Origin of the sequence: Paenisporosarcina macmurdoensis, assembly GCF_042658845.1 — a bacterium.
GTDB lineage: Bacteria > Bacillota > Bacilli > Bacillales_A > Planococcaceae > Paenisporosarcina > Paenisporosarcina macmurdoensis.
This window is the reverse complement of the sequence record NZ_JBHSRI010000002.1, coordinates 308,991-324,956: the sequence shown is the minus strand read 5'-3', so window position 1 is coordinate 324,956 and position 15,966 is coordinate 308,991. Positions and strand designations below refer to the sequence as shown.

At 35.5% G+C, this 15,966-nt stretch carries 18 protein-coding genes; 2 read left to right on the top strand and 16 right to left on the bottom strand.

The features are described 5' to 3' along the window. Nucleotides 1-94: 94 nt before the first annotated feature. Nucleotides 95-2,101 (bottom strand): EAL domain-containing protein, encoded by a 2,007-nt coding sequence (locus ACFPYN_RS01485; RefSeq protein WP_377732115.1) that lies wholly within the window; start codon nucleotides 2,099-2,101, stop codon nucleotides 95-97. A gap of 429 nt (nucleotides 2,102-2,530) precedes the next feature. On the opposite strand from ACFPYN_RS01485, the gene ACFPYN_RS01480 reads away from it, so the two are divergent. Next, nucleotides 2,531-3,124 (top strand): YdeI/OmpD-associated family protein, encoded by a 594-nt coding sequence (locus ACFPYN_RS01480; RefSeq protein WP_377732114.1) that lies wholly within the window; start codon nucleotides 2,531-2,533, stop codon nucleotides 3,122-3,124. Between the two features lie 653 nt (nucleotides 3,125-3,777). Here ACFPYN_RS01480 and ACFPYN_RS01475 read toward each other — a convergent pair. From ACFPYN_RS01475 to ACFPYN_RS01405, 15 genes are all read right to left on the bottom strand, one after another. Further along, complete coding sequence (locus tag ACFPYN_RS01475) at nucleotides 3,778-3,972, bottom strand: hypothetical protein (RefSeq protein ID WP_377732112.1); 195 nt, start codon at nucleotides 3,970-3,972, stop codon at nucleotides 3,778-3,780. 530 nt (nucleotides 3,973-4,502) lie between these two features. Continuing rightward, nucleotides 4,503-4,883: a peroxiredoxin family protein gene (locus ACFPYN_RS01470; protein WP_377732111.1), complete on the bottom strand. Its 381-nt coding sequence runs from the start codon at nucleotides 4,881-4,883 to the stop codon at nucleotides 4,503-4,505. A gap of 17 nt (nucleotides 4,884-4,900) precedes the next feature. Next, nucleotides 4,901-5,248, bottom strand: coding sequence for a DsrE family protein (locus ACFPYN_RS01465; protein WP_377732110.1), 348 nt, complete (start codon nucleotides 5,246-5,248; stop codon nucleotides 4,901-4,903). A 55-nt stretch (nucleotides 5,249-5,303) separates the two neighbouring features. Then, on the bottom strand, nucleotides 5,304-6,080 hold the full coding sequence (locus tag ACFPYN_RS01460; protein ID WP_377732109.1) for a sulfite exporter TauE/SafE family protein: 777 nt from the start codon (nucleotides 6,078-6,080) through the stop codon (nucleotides 5,304-5,306). Nucleotides 6,081-6,131: 51 nt separating this feature from the next. Then, nucleotides 6,132-7,259 carry an MBL fold metallo-hydrolase gene (locus tag ACFPYN_RS01455; RefSeq protein ID WP_377732107.1) on the bottom strand — a complete coding sequence of 376 codons (1,128 nt, stop codon included), beginning with the start codon at nucleotides 7,257-7,259 and terminating at the stop codon, nucleotides 6,132-6,134. Nucleotides 7,260-7,298: 39 nt separating this feature from the next. After that, a complete protein-coding gene (locus ACFPYN_RS01450; protein ID WP_377732106.1) occupies nucleotides 7,299-7,694 on the bottom strand; it encodes a DsrE/DsrF/DrsH-like family protein in 396 nt (131 codons plus the stop codon). A 30-nt stretch (nucleotides 7,695-7,724) separates the two neighbouring features. Beyond that, on the bottom strand, nucleotides 7,725-8,300 hold the full coding sequence (locus ACFPYN_RS01445; protein ID WP_377732104.1) for a sulfurtransferase TusA family protein: 576 nt from the start codon (nucleotides 8,298-8,300) through the stop codon (nucleotides 7,725-7,727). 53 nt (nucleotides 8,301-8,353) lie between these two features. After that, the gene (locus tag ACFPYN_RS01440; protein WP_377732103.1) at nucleotides 8,354-8,650 is read right to left on the bottom strand and encodes a rhodanese-like domain-containing protein; all 297 of its coding nucleotides are present in this window, start codon (nucleotides 8,648-8,650) and stop codon (nucleotides 8,354-8,356) included. A 74-nt stretch (nucleotides 8,651-8,724) separates the two neighbouring features. Then, a complete protein-coding gene (locus tag ACFPYN_RS01435; protein ID WP_377732102.1) occupies nucleotides 8,725-9,204 on the bottom strand; it encodes a DsrE/DsrF/DrsH-like family protein in 480 nt (159 codons plus the stop codon). A gap of 59 nt (nucleotides 9,205-9,263) precedes the next feature. Beyond that, nucleotides 9,264-9,494 (bottom strand): sulfurtransferase TusA family protein, encoded by a 231-nt coding sequence (locus ACFPYN_RS01430; protein ID WP_377732101.1) that lies wholly within the window; start codon nucleotides 9,492-9,494, stop codon nucleotides 9,264-9,266. A gap of 257 nt (nucleotides 9,495-9,751) precedes the next feature. Continuing rightward, entirely contained in the window at nucleotides 9,752-10,135 is a 384-nt protein-coding gene (locus tag ACFPYN_RS01425) for a DUF302 domain-containing protein (protein ID WP_377732100.1), read from the bottom strand. Between the two features lie 563 nt (nucleotides 10,136-10,698). After that, complete coding sequence (locus tag ACFPYN_RS01420) at nucleotides 10,699-12,762, bottom strand: TRAP transporter permease (protein ID WP_377732099.1); 2,064 nt, start codon at nucleotides 12,760-12,762, stop codon at nucleotides 10,699-10,701. After that, a complete protein-coding gene (locus tag ACFPYN_RS01415) occupies nucleotides 12,755-13,270 on the bottom strand; it encodes a DUF1850 domain-containing protein (protein ID WP_377732098.1) in 516 nt (171 codons plus the stop codon). Before ACFPYN_RS01415 ends, ACFPYN_RS01420 begins: the two co-directional genes overlap by 8 nt. Nucleotides 13,271-13,432: 162 nt before the next feature. Continuing rightward, nucleotides 13,433-14,389: a TAXI family TRAP transporter solute-binding subunit gene (locus ACFPYN_RS01410; RefSeq protein ID WP_377732097.1), complete on the bottom strand. Its 957-nt coding sequence runs from the start codon at nucleotides 14,387-14,389 to the stop codon at nucleotides 13,433-13,435. 109 nt (nucleotides 14,390-14,498) lie between these two features. Further along, complete coding sequence (locus ACFPYN_RS01405) at nucleotides 14,499-15,086, bottom strand: phosphatidylglycerophosphatase A family protein (RefSeq protein ID WP_377732096.1); 588 nt, start codon at nucleotides 15,084-15,086, stop codon at nucleotides 14,499-14,501. 105 nt (nucleotides 15,087-15,191) lie between these two features. Here ACFPYN_RS01405 and ACFPYN_RS01400 point away from each other — a divergent pair, with 105 nt between their 5' ends. After that, nucleotides 15,192-15,914, top strand: a complete 723-nt coding sequence (locus ACFPYN_RS01400) for an alpha/beta hydrolase (protein WP_377732094.1) — start codon at nucleotides 15,192-15,194, stop codon at nucleotides 15,912-15,914. Nucleotides 15,915-15,966: the final 52 nt, after the last annotated feature.

Here is a 15,966-nt window from a genome sequence, read left to right as displayed (position 1 = left end):
AAACAGCGAGTCTTTCCTCATAAAAATTGAGGAAAGGCTCGCTGTTTTTTAAATTGAAGGACTTTTTGAGTTGGCTCCACTAACATAAAAGGTTTTACTTACTTCTATTTTCAATATATTTTCGTTGAAAGTCTTCAATTGAAATGGGTTTCTCAAAATAATAACCTTGAAAGAAGTTGCAGCCATGTTCCATTAAGAATGTAATTTCATGTTCATTTTCAACACCTTCTGCAACTAAATCACATTGTAAGCTATTTGATAAATGTATGATGGATTTCAACACCGCTTCTGACTGTGGGTCATTACCAATACGTTGAATAAAATATCGATCAATTTTTATTTTATCAATTGGGAAATTAGTTAAGGAAGAGAACATAGAAAACCCTGTGCCAAAATCATCAAGCGCTATACGAATTCCTTTTTCTCGACATTTATTTATGTTCTTTAACATTAAGGCAGAAGTGACTAAACGTGTATCTTCTGTTATTTCCAGTTCTATTAAGTTATATGGAATTTGGTATTTTGCTAAGAGCTTATATAAGTCATCAAAAAATAATTCTTTTGATAATATTGACGAAGTCACATTAATGGAGACTCGCTTATCGAAACCAAAATTACTAATCCAATTTGACACGGTTGAAAAAACTTCCTCCATCAAATAGCGTGTTAATTTCAGCATATTCCCGCTTTCCTCAACAATTTCAATAAAGTCAAGTGGAGATAAAATTCCAAGTTTAGAATGATTCCAGCGACTCAACACTTCAAAACTATACATTTCATTGGTTATTCCACTTATTTGAGGTTGTAATACAAAATAAATGCCTTCTTTTGAGAGATCACCTTGCAAAGATTGTTCTATCGTCAATCTTTTCGATAACTCTTCTGTCATATTTACTTCGTAAAAACAAAAATCCCGTTCACTCGATTGTTTTGAATAATACATCGCCGTTTCTGTAGCGCTGAGCATCTGATTACAATTAAGCCCATCAAGAGGGAATTGGCTAATACCTATACTGACTGCCACGGTAAATTTTTGATTTATATTAATTTCAATAGGGTTCTTCAAATGATCGACAATATCTTCAACAATCTGTTCAATCCTATCCCGATCTGTTTCTTTGACTACTATAAGAAAATCATCTCCACCAAGATGCGATAGTTCACCATATGGTAGTAAAAGTGTATTTAGGCGTTCCGCTAAATGAATTAACAGCTCATCGCCCATTTGATGGCCATATAAATCATTAATATTTTTAAACCCATTGATATCTAAATACATGGTTGAAAAACCAGTTTTACTCTCAATTAGCTGTTCTATTTTTTTGGAAATTGCTTTCCGATTCGGCAATGACGTTAGACGGTTCGTATTTTCATATGCCTCTTTTTGCATTTCCGACTCTTTCTTCACGTTAATATTTTTGAAGTAGATGGATACACCACCGTCAACCCTCGGGTAAGAATGTATTTCAAACCAACTGGTTAGTGTATCGAAATAAGATTCAAACGATATGTATACTTTTTCCTTCATGGTCTTTGTATAATTCATATGAAACTCAGAATTAACAGCTTCCGGATAAATTTCCCATATGTTTTTCCCTATTACTTTCTCAGCGTTAAGATTTAATACACGTTGCGCTACCCCATTCAGATGAGTAATCTGCCAGTTCTCATTTAATGACATAAAAGCATCTGTCATACTTTCCAATACATCCGCAACAACTTCATCCGACTGAACTTCTTTTGTCACATTTCGATGTCGAATGAATGCACCCGGTTGTCCATTTAGTAATAAACACTTTTCAACATTCATGCGAAAAAAACGTTTATTATCTGGCCCATGACAAGCATAAATAGTCGAAAACTCTTGTCTCTTATTATGTAAAACGTCTTTAATTCCACTATGTTCTAGAATGAACTGATGATCAAGGTAATCTAAATAATTCACACCGACTGAGGTGGTATTTACGTCTCCATCGTTTTCTAAAGAAAACAGGTTCCATGCTTGGTTCGTATATTGTATGTAGCCCTTTAGGTCAATTATGGCAATATGATCTTCTAATGCATCTAACATGGATTGTATGACTTGTGGAAATGCATGCATTGTATACTCTCCTAAAATTCAATAATAGTTGATTTCCTTTTCTTTATATTACTATATGGAGAATTAAAAATGTGAAATAAATTGGTAATTATTCCTACTGATTTCTTGAATCCCCTCTATTCAATATTAGAGGCTTATTTTGCACCTCCTTATGCTTGCATACGATGTGTCTTCTCTACTTGATTGGTGTACCTCATGTTCTCTCTGTACATAAATAGCAGATGTTGATGGATTTTTGTGTGCACATATTTCTCAGTGATAATAAATGTATGAAACTAATGGACCTGCAGCTTGGGGCCAACGCCACCACCTTCGTATAGTAAAAAGACATTAGGTAATCTATGGTAAATTAAATATAGATTGAATTGGTGACATTGAGAATGTTCTTGACTGTCAGCGGATCGAAAAATTGATGAGGAGTGTTCCTTGATGACAAAGAGTAGATTGAATCCTAAGGTCGATGAATTTTTAGGTAAATCCAAAACGTGGAAGGAAGAATATGAGAAGTTGAGAGATATCGTTCTTGACTGTGAGCTGACAGAAGAATTTAAGTGGATGCATCCTTGTTACACATTTGAGGAAAAAAACATAGGTTTGATCCACGGATTTAAAGAATATTGCGCGTTTCTGTTTCATAAAGGTGCCTTGTTACAGGATGCCCATGGAATTTTAATCCAACAAACGGAGAATGTACAGGCGGCGCGCCAAATTCGATTTACCAATGTGCAAGAAATAGTTGAAATGGAAATCATCTTGAAAGCCTATATTCATGAAGCGATTGAAATTGAAAAAGCAGGTTTGGAAGTGAATTTTAAAAAGAATACAGAATTCATAATTCCTGATGAACTTCAAAGTAAATTCGATGAAATCCATGCCTTCAAAACTGCCTTTGAATCATTGACGCCGGGAAGGCAAAGAGCATACATTCTTTATTTTTCTCAGCCCAAACAATCCAAAACTCGAGAGTCAAGGGTTGAAAAATATATGCAGCACATACTAAATGGTAAGGGATTAAATGATTAATATTTTCGATGAAAAATAAATTATTTTAAAAAAACACACGAGATGAGGATTTCTTGTGGCTGGCCATCTAGGTAATCGTCGATCACTAAGCTGTTTAAAGATCAGCCAAAAGGAAGAATGATTAAAGTGAACTAAAATTAAGTCCTTTCTTTTTACTGGGAAAATAATACTTAATGCAGCATAATCATTCGTCATTTTTCGACATTATTCGATAAAATATGCCCCTTCTACCTTAAGAGTGAAACATGAGCTTATTAAATAAAAATTTAGATTTTAGTCATCTGGCTTTTTAGATGCTATACTCATAAAGTGAGGCTTGGGTTGATAAGCCATATTATTCTCTCACAGAAACGTCTAAGCATTTTGCTTAGACGTTTTTTTATTGTATTGAAAAACGGAGATGTGTGGGACTAACAAATTCGACAAATTTCGACATTAGGAAAAATAATAATATCTGGCTTGTTGGGTAAGCTGAACCCCTTATAATTTTATGTGTCCTCTATTCCTTGTTCAGTTCATCTAATGGACGGATGGGTTGCAGAATGCAAAATCTCATGGCTTTATCAAAGAAGGGTTTATTTAGATAAGTCCGAAGTGCAATAAAAAAAAACCCAGTTACAGTCAACTGAGTTTTTTGCATCTACAACAACTAACTAATTTTTAACAAGCCAATAAATCCAAGCAAATATGGCTAGGACGGGAATTGAAGCGAGATATATCCACACTTGATCACTAATGCTTTTATTTCCACTATAAGCCGCGTCGGAATCTTTTGTAAGTAACAATGTTGCAATAAGAGCAATAGCAGTAATGATGATTGCAAAAATAAATATCCAAAGAAAGTTCATTTTTTCCTCCTAGGTATTAAAAGCTCTTAGGGCTTTTTATTCATAATCATACTTCTTTTCTTAGCAATGTTCCATATTTTCATAATGAAACTCTTTAAGAGTGTGAACAAAGTTAGGACATATTTAAATCGTACTGTCTGTTTTCATTCATATTGAGTCATTGGATTGGTATATACTGCTATTGTGCGTGTATTCCTACTATGTTATACTAAGCTAGTAAACGTTAATTAACGCTTGTGTGACGAGTTTTGACTTCCAATAATAACGATTACTTATAGTTCGAGACATTGACCATTTGTAGTCAGTGATTTGAACTCAGTCGATATCATTGGGTGCCAAACCCTCGAGAATCTTTAAGGAACGAAAGATTCTTCCAAAAAAAGTATCATCTCTTCGGAGATGGTACTTTTTTCTTTGTGTTACAAATAATAAAAGGTTAAATCTCCTATAACAAAAAAATTTCAATCTAAAAAATGCAAAACCAACTTTGTATCAAATTGGTTTTGCATTCAGATATATACCTATACGAATCAGAAGTGAACAAAAAGGTCTGCAGTGACGGCTTCATTTAGAACCCATTTTATCGGCACTTGCTCAGCAGGATAAAGAAAATTTGTATTATCTTTAATGTCTAAATCAACGACATATAGCTGAACACCCATTTCAACTGCAATTTCTAGCAGTTCATTGATACTTGGTGCGTTAAAATCACTAAGCGCATTAGAAAGATATTCTATACCTGCAGATGGAATGGGAATATACATTTTATCTAAGATGTTTACGCCCTTTCTAGAAAACGCTAATATCACATCAGCTCCAGAAGAGGCGGCTCCTACTGCAATATTTAATGGAGGATAGGCTGATTCTAATTCGTCATGAAGTGCTAGTACAACCACTTTTTTTGTATCCATGAATTCCACGATCTCCCTCAATAACTGATTACAGCATCTGCCGAATACGCTAATTCTAAAAAGGTAACAACTCCTGCAAGTTCCGCGCCTTCAATTAGTTGTAAACCATCTGCAATTAAAATATTCATCTGGCATCCATAAAGTTTAATTCCTGATGTTAATGCTGTTTCGAGTAGCTTTGCTAAATTATTGTCATGAGCACTATTCCTATTATTAAAATAACGCTGATCTAGAACTCTCGCGCCATCAAGATCAAAAAAGATCGCAACTTCATGCTGATTCTTAACCTTTTCAAGCGATTCCTTTATTACATAGGCTGCGTTTGAACTTAAAGACACAAAATAAATGAATTTCTTGTTCGCCATAGAAATCCTTCTTTCAATTTACAAAATTGAAATTGCATATACTTTTTGATAACTTTTATAAAATATCTAGCCAAATCTTTATTGCTGTCCCAGAGATCAATACGGCTAAGATAATTTGCAAGATTTTTGTATCCATCTTTTTACCAGCAATAGCTCCGAGTGGTGAAGCAATCAAACTTGCAACTACCATAATAGCCGCTGGATAATAATCCACTTGTCCCGTTGTAATCTTCCCAACCGTCGCACCAATGGATGAGATAAATGTGATGGCCAAAGAAGAAGCTATTGTCATGCGAGTAGGGATTTTTAATACAACCAACATGATTGGCACCAATAAAAATGCTCCTGCAGCGCCAACAATACCTGCTCCAACACCAACGATTAAGGAAAGTCCTGCAGCTAGCCATTTATTAAATTTCACTTGATCAAGAGGTATATCGTCAATCCCTTTTTTCGGAATAAACATCATGATTGCAGCAGTTGCCGCTAAAATACCATAGGTGAAATTAATGCCGTTTTCACTCATTAATTTCGATCCAAAACCTCCGACAAAGCTACCAATTAATATACTAGATCCCATATAAATAATTAATGATTTGTTAAGATAACCGCCTTTGCGGTATACCCAAACCCCACCGATTGTTGCAAAAAACACTTGAACTGCACTAATACCCGCTACCTCATGAGCACTAAAAGCGGCAATTCCAAACAAAGGTGGAATGTATAAAAGCATTGGATATTTGATGATTGATCCACCTATTCCAAGCATTCCTGAAACATATGACCCAATAAAACCAATTAAGAAAATTGTAATAATGAATCCAAAATCCATTGTATTCCCTCCTTATGAATTATTTCATTACTCTTCATTTATTAATTGTTATTAACGTACTGCACAACGATTTGGTCCAATTTCCATCTCACGTTGTTGCTCTTCATCAGGAGTTATTATTCCCATGTTTGTTTGACGAATCTCTTGGTACGCATTAGGTTGTGGTGGTAAATTTTCTGTTACTAATTTTCTAAACGTATCTTCGTCTTGAATATTTAACCCGTGATTATTCGCAAACAAAGTGCCAAGTTTTGCATGAACACTACCATCTTCGTTTAATTCATCGATAATCATAAAGTGAGCTGGAAGAACTTGAAGTTCATCCGATAATTCACGGAATTTCGTATACAAACTTTCTCTAAGGTCAAGAACCCAGTCCTCTGCCATACCAGCTAAGTCAGGTCGTCCGATCGAGTCAATAAATAAAATATCACCGGAAAGCAAGAATTTTTCATCGATAACAAAAGAAGTAGACCCAATCGTATGCCCTGGAGAATATAGAGCATGAATATTGATCATTGTGTTACCAATCTTAACATCATTGCCATTTTCTAACGCTTGATATTCAAAAATTACATCAGTTGCATCTTTCGGAGGCAACCAATATGTTGCGTTCGTTTTTTGAGCAATTATGCGACCACCCGAAATATGATCTGCATGAAGATGCGTATCAAATACATGTGTAATTTTTGCTCCTTGGCTTTCTGCAAAATCAAGGTAAACATCAGACATTCTTGTCGAATCAATAATTGCAGCCTCGCCATTTGAAATGACCATGTACGACAAGCAACCTTTACCAATGCGAACGAATTGATAGATTGCGCCATCATTACCAAGATCCCCAACTTTCACAGGTTCTAAATGTTCACTCCAAGTTTTCATTCCACCTTGTAAATAAGAAACCGTTAGACCCTCCTCAGAAAGCATTTCTGCTATCATAATTGAAGACCCTTCTTTTGCACAAACTACAAGAATTTCTTTATCAGAAGGTAGATCTTTCATGATTTCTTCAACACCATCAAGCAAATCGAAATACGGGATATTCAAATAGTCGAAGTTTTCTCCTTCGATTTTCCAATCTTGAAAATCACTTTCGTTACGCACATCTAAAATGAAAAATGGTTCTTTATTGATTACTTTTTTAGTTACTTCTTTAGCACTCATACTATTTACAGTCATTAACATTTTACCTCCTACGGTATATAATTTATCAAAAAATTAGAATGTTAGCGTTACATCAGCATCTTTAGCAAATTCTAAAAATGTAACTGCTCCACCTACATCGATTCCATCAACAAATGCGTTCTTATCTAACCCCATAACATCCATTGTCATTTGGCATCCAATAAACTTAACACCAAGATCTTGAGCCATTGCTACTAAGTCAGGAATAGCTGGAACATTTTCTTTAGCAAAACCTTCTACGAAATATTCTTTTCCTGCAGGGATTGGAAGTTGTTGATATGCTTCATTATGAATTAAGTTAAGTCCTTCAAATGTGAAGAAAATAGCTACCTCTTTATCAGTTGCAGCTGCTGCTGTTGCAATATTAAATACTTTATATGCATCGAATAATCCACCGTTACTTGCGATAATTGCTACTTTGTTTGTCATTTTCTTTTCCTCCTAGTTTTTAATAAGTTATTAGTTAGTAATACTTTTCGTTTCGCCAGTCCATTGGCTCATACCTGGTACAACGTTCATAACATTTGTAAAACCGTTTTCTGCTAACTTTTGAGAAGCGAAATCACTTCTATTTCCAGTACGGCAGACAACATATATGGCATTATCTTTATCTAATTCATTCAAACGACTTTCTAATTCGCCTAAAGGAATAGAGATTGCATTTGGAATGTGGTCAAATGCATATTCTGCAGATTCTCTAACATCCACGATAACTAAGTCATTCGTTTCTTTTAGCTTCTGATCGAGAACTTCATTAGTTACCACGTTCGGATGATTTCTTTCAACGGTATCTGCGCCGGAAGACTTTCTTAAATAATGTTTTAACACTCCGCCTTCTTCAAGCGTACCAAGATATTGATGTCCTGTACTTCCTGCCCATGCTTTAATATCGGCTTTTGACCCTTTATCTGTAGCTAAGACTTCTAAAACCTGACCAGCTTCTAATCGATTCATTGCCTTTTTTGTTTTCACGATAGGCATAGGACATGCTAATCCTTTTGCATCTAAGATTTCATTTACCTTAATATCATTCATTTAATAATCTCTCCCTTAATACCTTACAGGGTATTTGTTTGTATAAAAAAATATTAATCAACAGTACCTTCCCAGTTATACATTCCACCAGCCATGTTAATGACATTATAACCATAACTTTCTAGGAATTGAGAAGCACTTCCACTTCTACCACCAGATAGACAAACCATAATATATTCTTTCGACTTATCTAACTCGTTCATACGGAATTCAAGTAATCCTAAAGGGATATTTACTGCTCCAGGAATTTTCCCAGCTGCCACTTCTCCCGCTTCACGTACATCCAGAATATTTAAAGTTGTGCCTTCAGCTAATGCTAATTCTACTTCTTTTGCAGTCATTGTTTTCAATTGATAATCCCCCTCAAATTAAATGTAATTACATATCGGTATGGCTGATTTTCATATTTATTTGCAATCTTTATCTATATAAATAAGTTGACGTTACCTTCTTGAGCATCAGCTAAGTACGCGGCAACTCCTGCATATTCGATGTTATCCAATAATTCAGCTTGACTTAGTCCCAATAAATCCATAGTCATCGTACAAGCTACTAATTTAATTTCTTGTTCTTGAGCCATTTCAATTAATTGAGGCACAGTCATCGCATTATGTTTTTTCATAACGTCCTTAATCATTTTCGGTCCAAACCCAGCAAAATTCATTTTTGAAAGGCCCATTTTATCTGCGCCTCTTGGCATCATTTTACCAAACATTTTTTCCATAAACGTTTTTTTCACTTCGATCGTTTCGTCTTTACGCAAGGCATTTAATCCCCAAAACGTATGAAAAATAGTAACTTCATGATCATAAGCAGCTGCTCCGTTTGCAATAATATAAGCGGCCATTACTTTATCATAATCCCCACTGAATAAAATAATTGTCGTTCTTTTCTGTTCAGACATTTAATATCCCCTATATAAAACATATTTTTCTTGTATGAAGATGTTGACTTAAGTTTAAATTAACCTTTTTGGATCCAGAATTTAAATACAGTTCCTTCTTCATCATCGTATTTCAATAATTCGTGACCACCTGATTTAGCCCACGCAGTTAAGTCGTTTTTAGCACCTTTATCTGTTGTATGAATTTCTAATATTTGACCTTTTTCAAGTTCGTTCATTGCTTTTCTTGTTTTAACTATTGGCATTGGGCAAGCTAACCCTTTTGCATCTAAAATTTTATCTACATTCATCCTTAAAACCTCCAATAAATTATTTCGGCGTAATAATAATTATTACCCCCATGGGTATATTACTTTATAAAAAAAAAGAAGTCAACCCATAGCATATTCAATAGTTCCATTCGTAAATAGGCAGTAAGTCGATTCATTATGCAACAAGTAACCACTCACTATATGAGCAGTGTCTTATTTATATTCCAAAATAAGTTGGCTCAACGATCATATTTAATGAAGGTTGAACCAGTTTTTAATAAGGAACAACTAAGTTCTCACACACTTTTATTAATACAGACTATTAAGCGATCTTCAATATCTTTAGCAAACTGCTCCATCTTATCATCATTTAACATGCTAATAAGCGACGTTGGTTTTGGCATTCCAATGTTTGTTTTTCCGTTTTTTTCATACACAACAATTTTACAAGGCAGAAAATAACCGGCCATCTCATTTTCATTTAAAACTTTTTGAGCTTCCAGTGGATTACAAACTTCAAGAACTTTGAATTCTTTTTCAAATTCAAGACCTTTTTCTTGCAGCTTTTCTTTTATATCAAAAGTCCACAAAACCCCAAATTTTTCTTCTTTTAAACTTGCCTCTAGGTCCTTAATCGCTTCATCCATATTCTTTTCAGTTTCAACTGTGTAATCAAACATATTCGTCAACCTCCTTGTAATTTGTGTAACTTCAACGAAGTATTACTAAGTAGTATTATGTAGGCAACATTCAGAAATCTTGCCTGCATTTACTCTATCCTATCATGAGGTTTCCTAAAATTGCTACCAATTCAACTGATACCTGCCTGGGTAATTCAAAGAATTACGATTTGGTTGAGTTTAAATGAATGAATGAATTGGTCACAAAAAAACATCATCTCCAAAGAGGTGATGTTTATTGATTGGTATTAATTATGCTTTCCAAACTCCACGCTCCCATTTCTCAATAAATTGCTCAAACGTTAGTCCATAGCGTTCTCTAATTTTATGATAAACGAAATATTGCCCTAAACTTTCTATTAATCGGTCCTCCACTGTCTCACCCTTTCCTTCATTTTTTTATGCAGTTTATTTAGCATATGCATGTCCAAAGACAATTAATAATAATTTATTGTGGCTTCTCCTCTAAGTATGTCTGTATACTCATTTCTTCATACTTTCTAGTAAAAAAAAATCGCAATGGAGTATATCTCCATTGCGATTCTTTAAAGGTAATTAATTACTTACACTGCAGGAACTGATTTTTTCTTATCGTGGCTCTTATCTCGTGTGAAATATTGAATTGCGAATAATGACACGAACATAATCAAGCCAACTGTGTCTGATAAACCTTCTGGGTAAATAAGTAGCAAACCAGCGATGACAGCTAAAATTCGCTCATACCATTTCACTTCACGGTACCAATAGCCAATCATTCCCGCACCAATCGAAATCATACCGGAAATTGCGGTAACTAAAACCCAAAGTACTTGTGGAATAGTTGTATCAATCATCAGCAATTCTGGTGATAACACGAACATATAAGGAATGATAAATGCCGCTATCGCAAGTTTGGCTGACACAAACCCAGTTTTTATAGGGTCGCCACCTGACACTCCAGCTGCTGCAAATGCAGCTAATGCAACTGGTGGTGTAATATCGGCAATAATACCAAAGTAGAATACGAATAAATGTGCAGATAATGCAATAGCCATTGGAACTGCCGCACCCTCCGGTAAATCAAGCATTAGTAATGTTATGATTGCAGGTGCTGCAATCGTCGAAGTAATAACATAATTTGCAGTTGTTGGAGAGCCCATTCCTAATACAATGGCTGCTAACATCGTAAAGAATAATGTTAATAAAACGTTTCCGCCTGAAGCAGAAACTAGTCCATTCGCTAAACTTAAGCCAAGACCTGTCTTAACAACAACACCAACAATAATACCTGCGGCTGCGGTCGCAGCTGCAACAGCAAGTGCTGTTCGTGCTCCGTCGACTAATGCCTCAATCATATCTTTAAAGTTTAGACGTGTCTCTTTATTAAATGAGCTGACTAGGATCGTTAATACAATCCCCCAAAGTGCAGCTTGCATCGTTGGAATACCGATAAGTAAGAAAATAATGATTCCTACTATAGGAAGCAATAAATATACTTTCTTCAATACTTCAATTCGATTTGGCATTTCTTCTTTTGTCAATCCGCGTAAACCTACACGTTTTGCTTCGAAATGAGTCATTATCCAAATTCCAGTGAAATATAACAGTGCCGGAATAGCTGCAGCTTTTGCAATATCCCAGTATTCGATCCCACCGATGAATTCAACCATTAAAAATGCTGCGGCTCCCATAATTGGTGGCATAATTTGTCCACCAGTTGAAGCCGCCGCTTCAACTCCACCAGCAAATTCTTTTTTATACCCCAGTTTTTTCATCATAGGTATTGTATATGAACCTGATGTAACGACATTTGCTACTGAACTTCCTGAAATTGTTCCTTGAAGCGCACTAGAAAAAATGGCTACCTTTGCAGGTCCTCCAATAAGATGACCTGCAAATGCGACTGCTAAGTCATTAAAGTATTGACCAACACCCGTCTTAACTAAGAAAGCACCAAAGAGCAAGAATACAAAAATAAATGTGGCAGATACACTAAGAGGTGTACCTAAAATACCATCTGTTGTGAAGAACATTAATTGAATTACACTATCTAAATCTTGACCTCGATGTGCCAAGAAGCCCGGGAAATATGGACCAAAAAATGCATACGCCAAGAAAGTTGATGCAATAATGGTGATCGGCATACCAACAGCTCGTCGTGTAGCTTCTAGCGTTAACAACACAGCTAGAATTCCGACAATCAAATCCATCGTCGTCACGTTTCCAACTCGGAAGTATAATTCTTTAGCCATTATTGGCCAATACAAACCAACTCCAATGGAGAGAATAGAGAGTATATAATCGTAGAACGGAATTTTATTTCTTTTCGTTCTCTCTGCTTTTTTAATCGCAGGGAAAAGCAAGAAAATTAGGGACAGTGCAAACCCTAAATGAATGGATCGTTGTAGGTAAGCTGTATATTGACCAAAAATAGCTGTATATAGTTGGAATAAAGAAAAAGCTAATAGACCATAGAATACGACTTTCAACATAGTACCTTGTAAATCTCGGGTGTTGGACTCAGGATCATATTTTTCTAAAATATGACGCTGTTCTTCATCAGTTAATTGTTCGAATTTTTCATGGTGTTCATGTTGTTCATGTTGTTCATGTTGTTCATGTTGTTCATCTTTTATTTTATCACTCACGAAGCTTAGCTCCTCTCAGTTGGTCAACCAGGGACAACCGTGTTACTTGAAACGTATACGTCTCGCCTCTAGTTAAATAATTTTTTAAATGATATTCATCTTCTACATACCGAAAAGCTAAATCACGATCAATGTCACCAACAAGTATATTAAATGAAGGCATAACTTGCGACATGTTTGTTATGTAATACTTACCATCTTTTTCGACAAAGTTCTCGCCTTTTCCTGCACCAGATGGCATGCCGATTGCAAAATCTTCGTATTCGAGTGAAGAAAGTTGAATGTCATGTTTCTTTGTAACTTTATAGGTCTCTAAGACATCCGATAAATGAATGGAATGTGTATAGCGGATTTGAAAAGACTTTTCCTTTTCAAGAGGAAGATAGGCAATTGGATTTGTGGTCCGTTGCTCGAAGAATACGAAACTCCATTTGTATGGAATAAAGGCCATTAAGAGAAACATACTTATCACAAGTAAAACCGTCAATAAGATTGTCCTTTTTTTCAAATTCCGTCCCTCACTTTTTGAAAAAACACGGAACTCTCTAAAATAGGAGAATTGACATGTTTTGTTACTAACGTAAATACTATTTTTTTCAGTGCAAAGAAGAACAACGATGGAGCAGTTAGCCCCATCGCAATTGTGAAATTCTTTTAGTTAGAGGCCTAATTACTTAACTTCGTCAAAATACTTCTGTGCACCTGGATGAACATCAATATCGATTCCATCTAAAGCCGTTTCAGCTTTAATAAATGCACCTTTTGGATGTTGGATTTTGTCTGTGTTTTCATAAATTGCTTTTGTAATATCATATACTAAATCTTCTGGAAGATCTTTGCTAACAGCTAACATAGCAAGAACAGATACTGTTGGAACTTCAGCTGTTGACTTATATGTGCCAACAGGGATTGTTTCCTTCGCATAATATGGGTATTTCTCGATTAATTCATCAGCTTTTGCATCTTCAACAGGTACAATCACTACTTCAGTAGTTGCACTTAAAGCTTCTACAGCTCCAGTTGGTGTACCAGATGTGATGAAAGCAGCATCAATTTGGCCAGATTGTAAACTCTCTTGTGATTCAGCAAAATCTAAGTTTTGTGCTTCTATGTCTTCCATTGTCATACCATGAATTTCTAATAATTGTTCAGCATTTGCAAATGTTCCTGATCCAGGTGCACCTACAGATACTTTTTTGCCTTTTAAATCCTCGTAAGAAGCAATTCCAGCGTCAGCTGTTGTTACTAATTGAATCGTTTCTGGGTAAAGAGCACCAATTGCAGCAATTGAATCGATCGCTTCACCTTCAAACATCAACTCTCCTGCTGTTGCATAATAAGCGATATCAGTTTGTACAAAAGCAATTTCCGCTTTGCCATCTTTAAGAGCAGTCATATTTGCTGCTGATGCTTGAGATACCTCAGCCGTTGTATCTACACCCACTTCATCTGAAATGATTTGTGCAAGTGTTCCACCAAGTGTGTAATAAGTTCCTGTCGTACCGCCTGTTACGATACTTAAGAATTTGTATTCTTCTTCACTACCGCCACCTGCATTACACGCGCTTAACATTAAAGACGCAGATAAACCAAGTGTTGCAAGAATTCCTAATTTCTTTTTCGTCATATTAATAATTCCCCCTAAATCTGTTTTTTGTACAATTATCATTTTAGCATGAATAATCATTCAATTGGAAGATTCAGAGGGAAGTCAGATGTCTATTATTAACAAATAATTAAGTCGTTGCACCCTCAACTTTCGACTCAGGTGCAGTCGCTTCTGGTTCAATATCAGCAAACGTTTCATTATGCTCCTCTAAATCACGTGTTCGATGTGCAATTCGGGAAGAAGCACATGCAGCTAAACTTGCGACTAAATCATCTAAAAACGTATGAACTCCATCACCAATTTTTGTATCTAGTTTTTTAATAATGCCTATTTTATTTTTGTCTAAATGACCAAACGTGGTGACAGCTATACTTCCGTAAGTAAATACTGATCCAAGAGCAATTGTTTCATCCACTCCAAATAGACCTTCATCCGCTTCCACTATTTGTTGTAAAGGTGCGGATAGCATTTTCTTCTCTGCTAATTCATCTAGCTCTATGCCTACTAAAATAGCGTGTTGCATTTCTCTCTTTTTTAAAACACTTTCAACTGACTCTATACAATGTTCTATTGTAAGACCCACATTGTAAGCTAATTGCATTTCTAAAACGATTTTGGCTATTTCTTCAATCGAAACCCCGCGTCGTTCCAATGCTGCTTTAGTAGCCTCTAATACTCGTTGTGAGTGAATTCGTACTCCATTGTTATCCAACATGCCATCTCCATTTCATTCAATTCTAGTTGTTGTTATTCATAATTATACCTTCCACCTGCATTATGGTACAATTTCTGTAGCAAGATTTGGAGGAGGTCCTGACCTATGTCTAAAGGTACCATTCAAGACGTCACGCTATTCAGTGACGCCTTACAAGAAGAAATGCAACTGCTGATTTACATACCAGCAAACTATTCACCACTTTATAAATATACAGTATTAATTGCAAATGACGGAAAAGATTACTTCCAATTAGGACGTATTTCACGTGTTGCTGATGAACTACTAGAAAACAAAGAAATTGAAAATATGATCATTGTTGGGGTTCCCTATAAAAGTGTAGAAGATCGCAGCAAAAAATACCATCCATCTGGTGAACAGCATGTTGCCTATTTACGTTTCCTTGCACATGAACTTGTTCCTTATTTAGATGAAACATACCCTACTTATCAAATTGGTATGGGAAGAGCATTAATCGGAGATTCCTTAGCAGCAACTGTATCACTTCTCGCTGCAGTGAAATATCCAAATATATTTGGGAAGGTTCTTTTACACTCTCCTATGGTCAATGAAGAAGTTTTATCTCAAGTAGAAAACATTCGTACTCCGCATTCTTTCTCGGTTTATCATATTATCGGGACAGGTGAAGATGAAGTGAAAACGACAAATGGCCAAATAGAAAATTTCTTACAACCGAATCGATTACTAAATTCATTGATGCAAGAAAAAGGATTTTCGCTGTTCTATGACGAATTTGAAGGAGACCATACTTGGAAGCATTGGCAGCCGGATTTAAAACGGGCGATTAAAATGAATTTCAGTCTCTAATCGTTAAAATTAAGCCAAAACCATAAAATTTGCTATAATAAAAGTATGAACA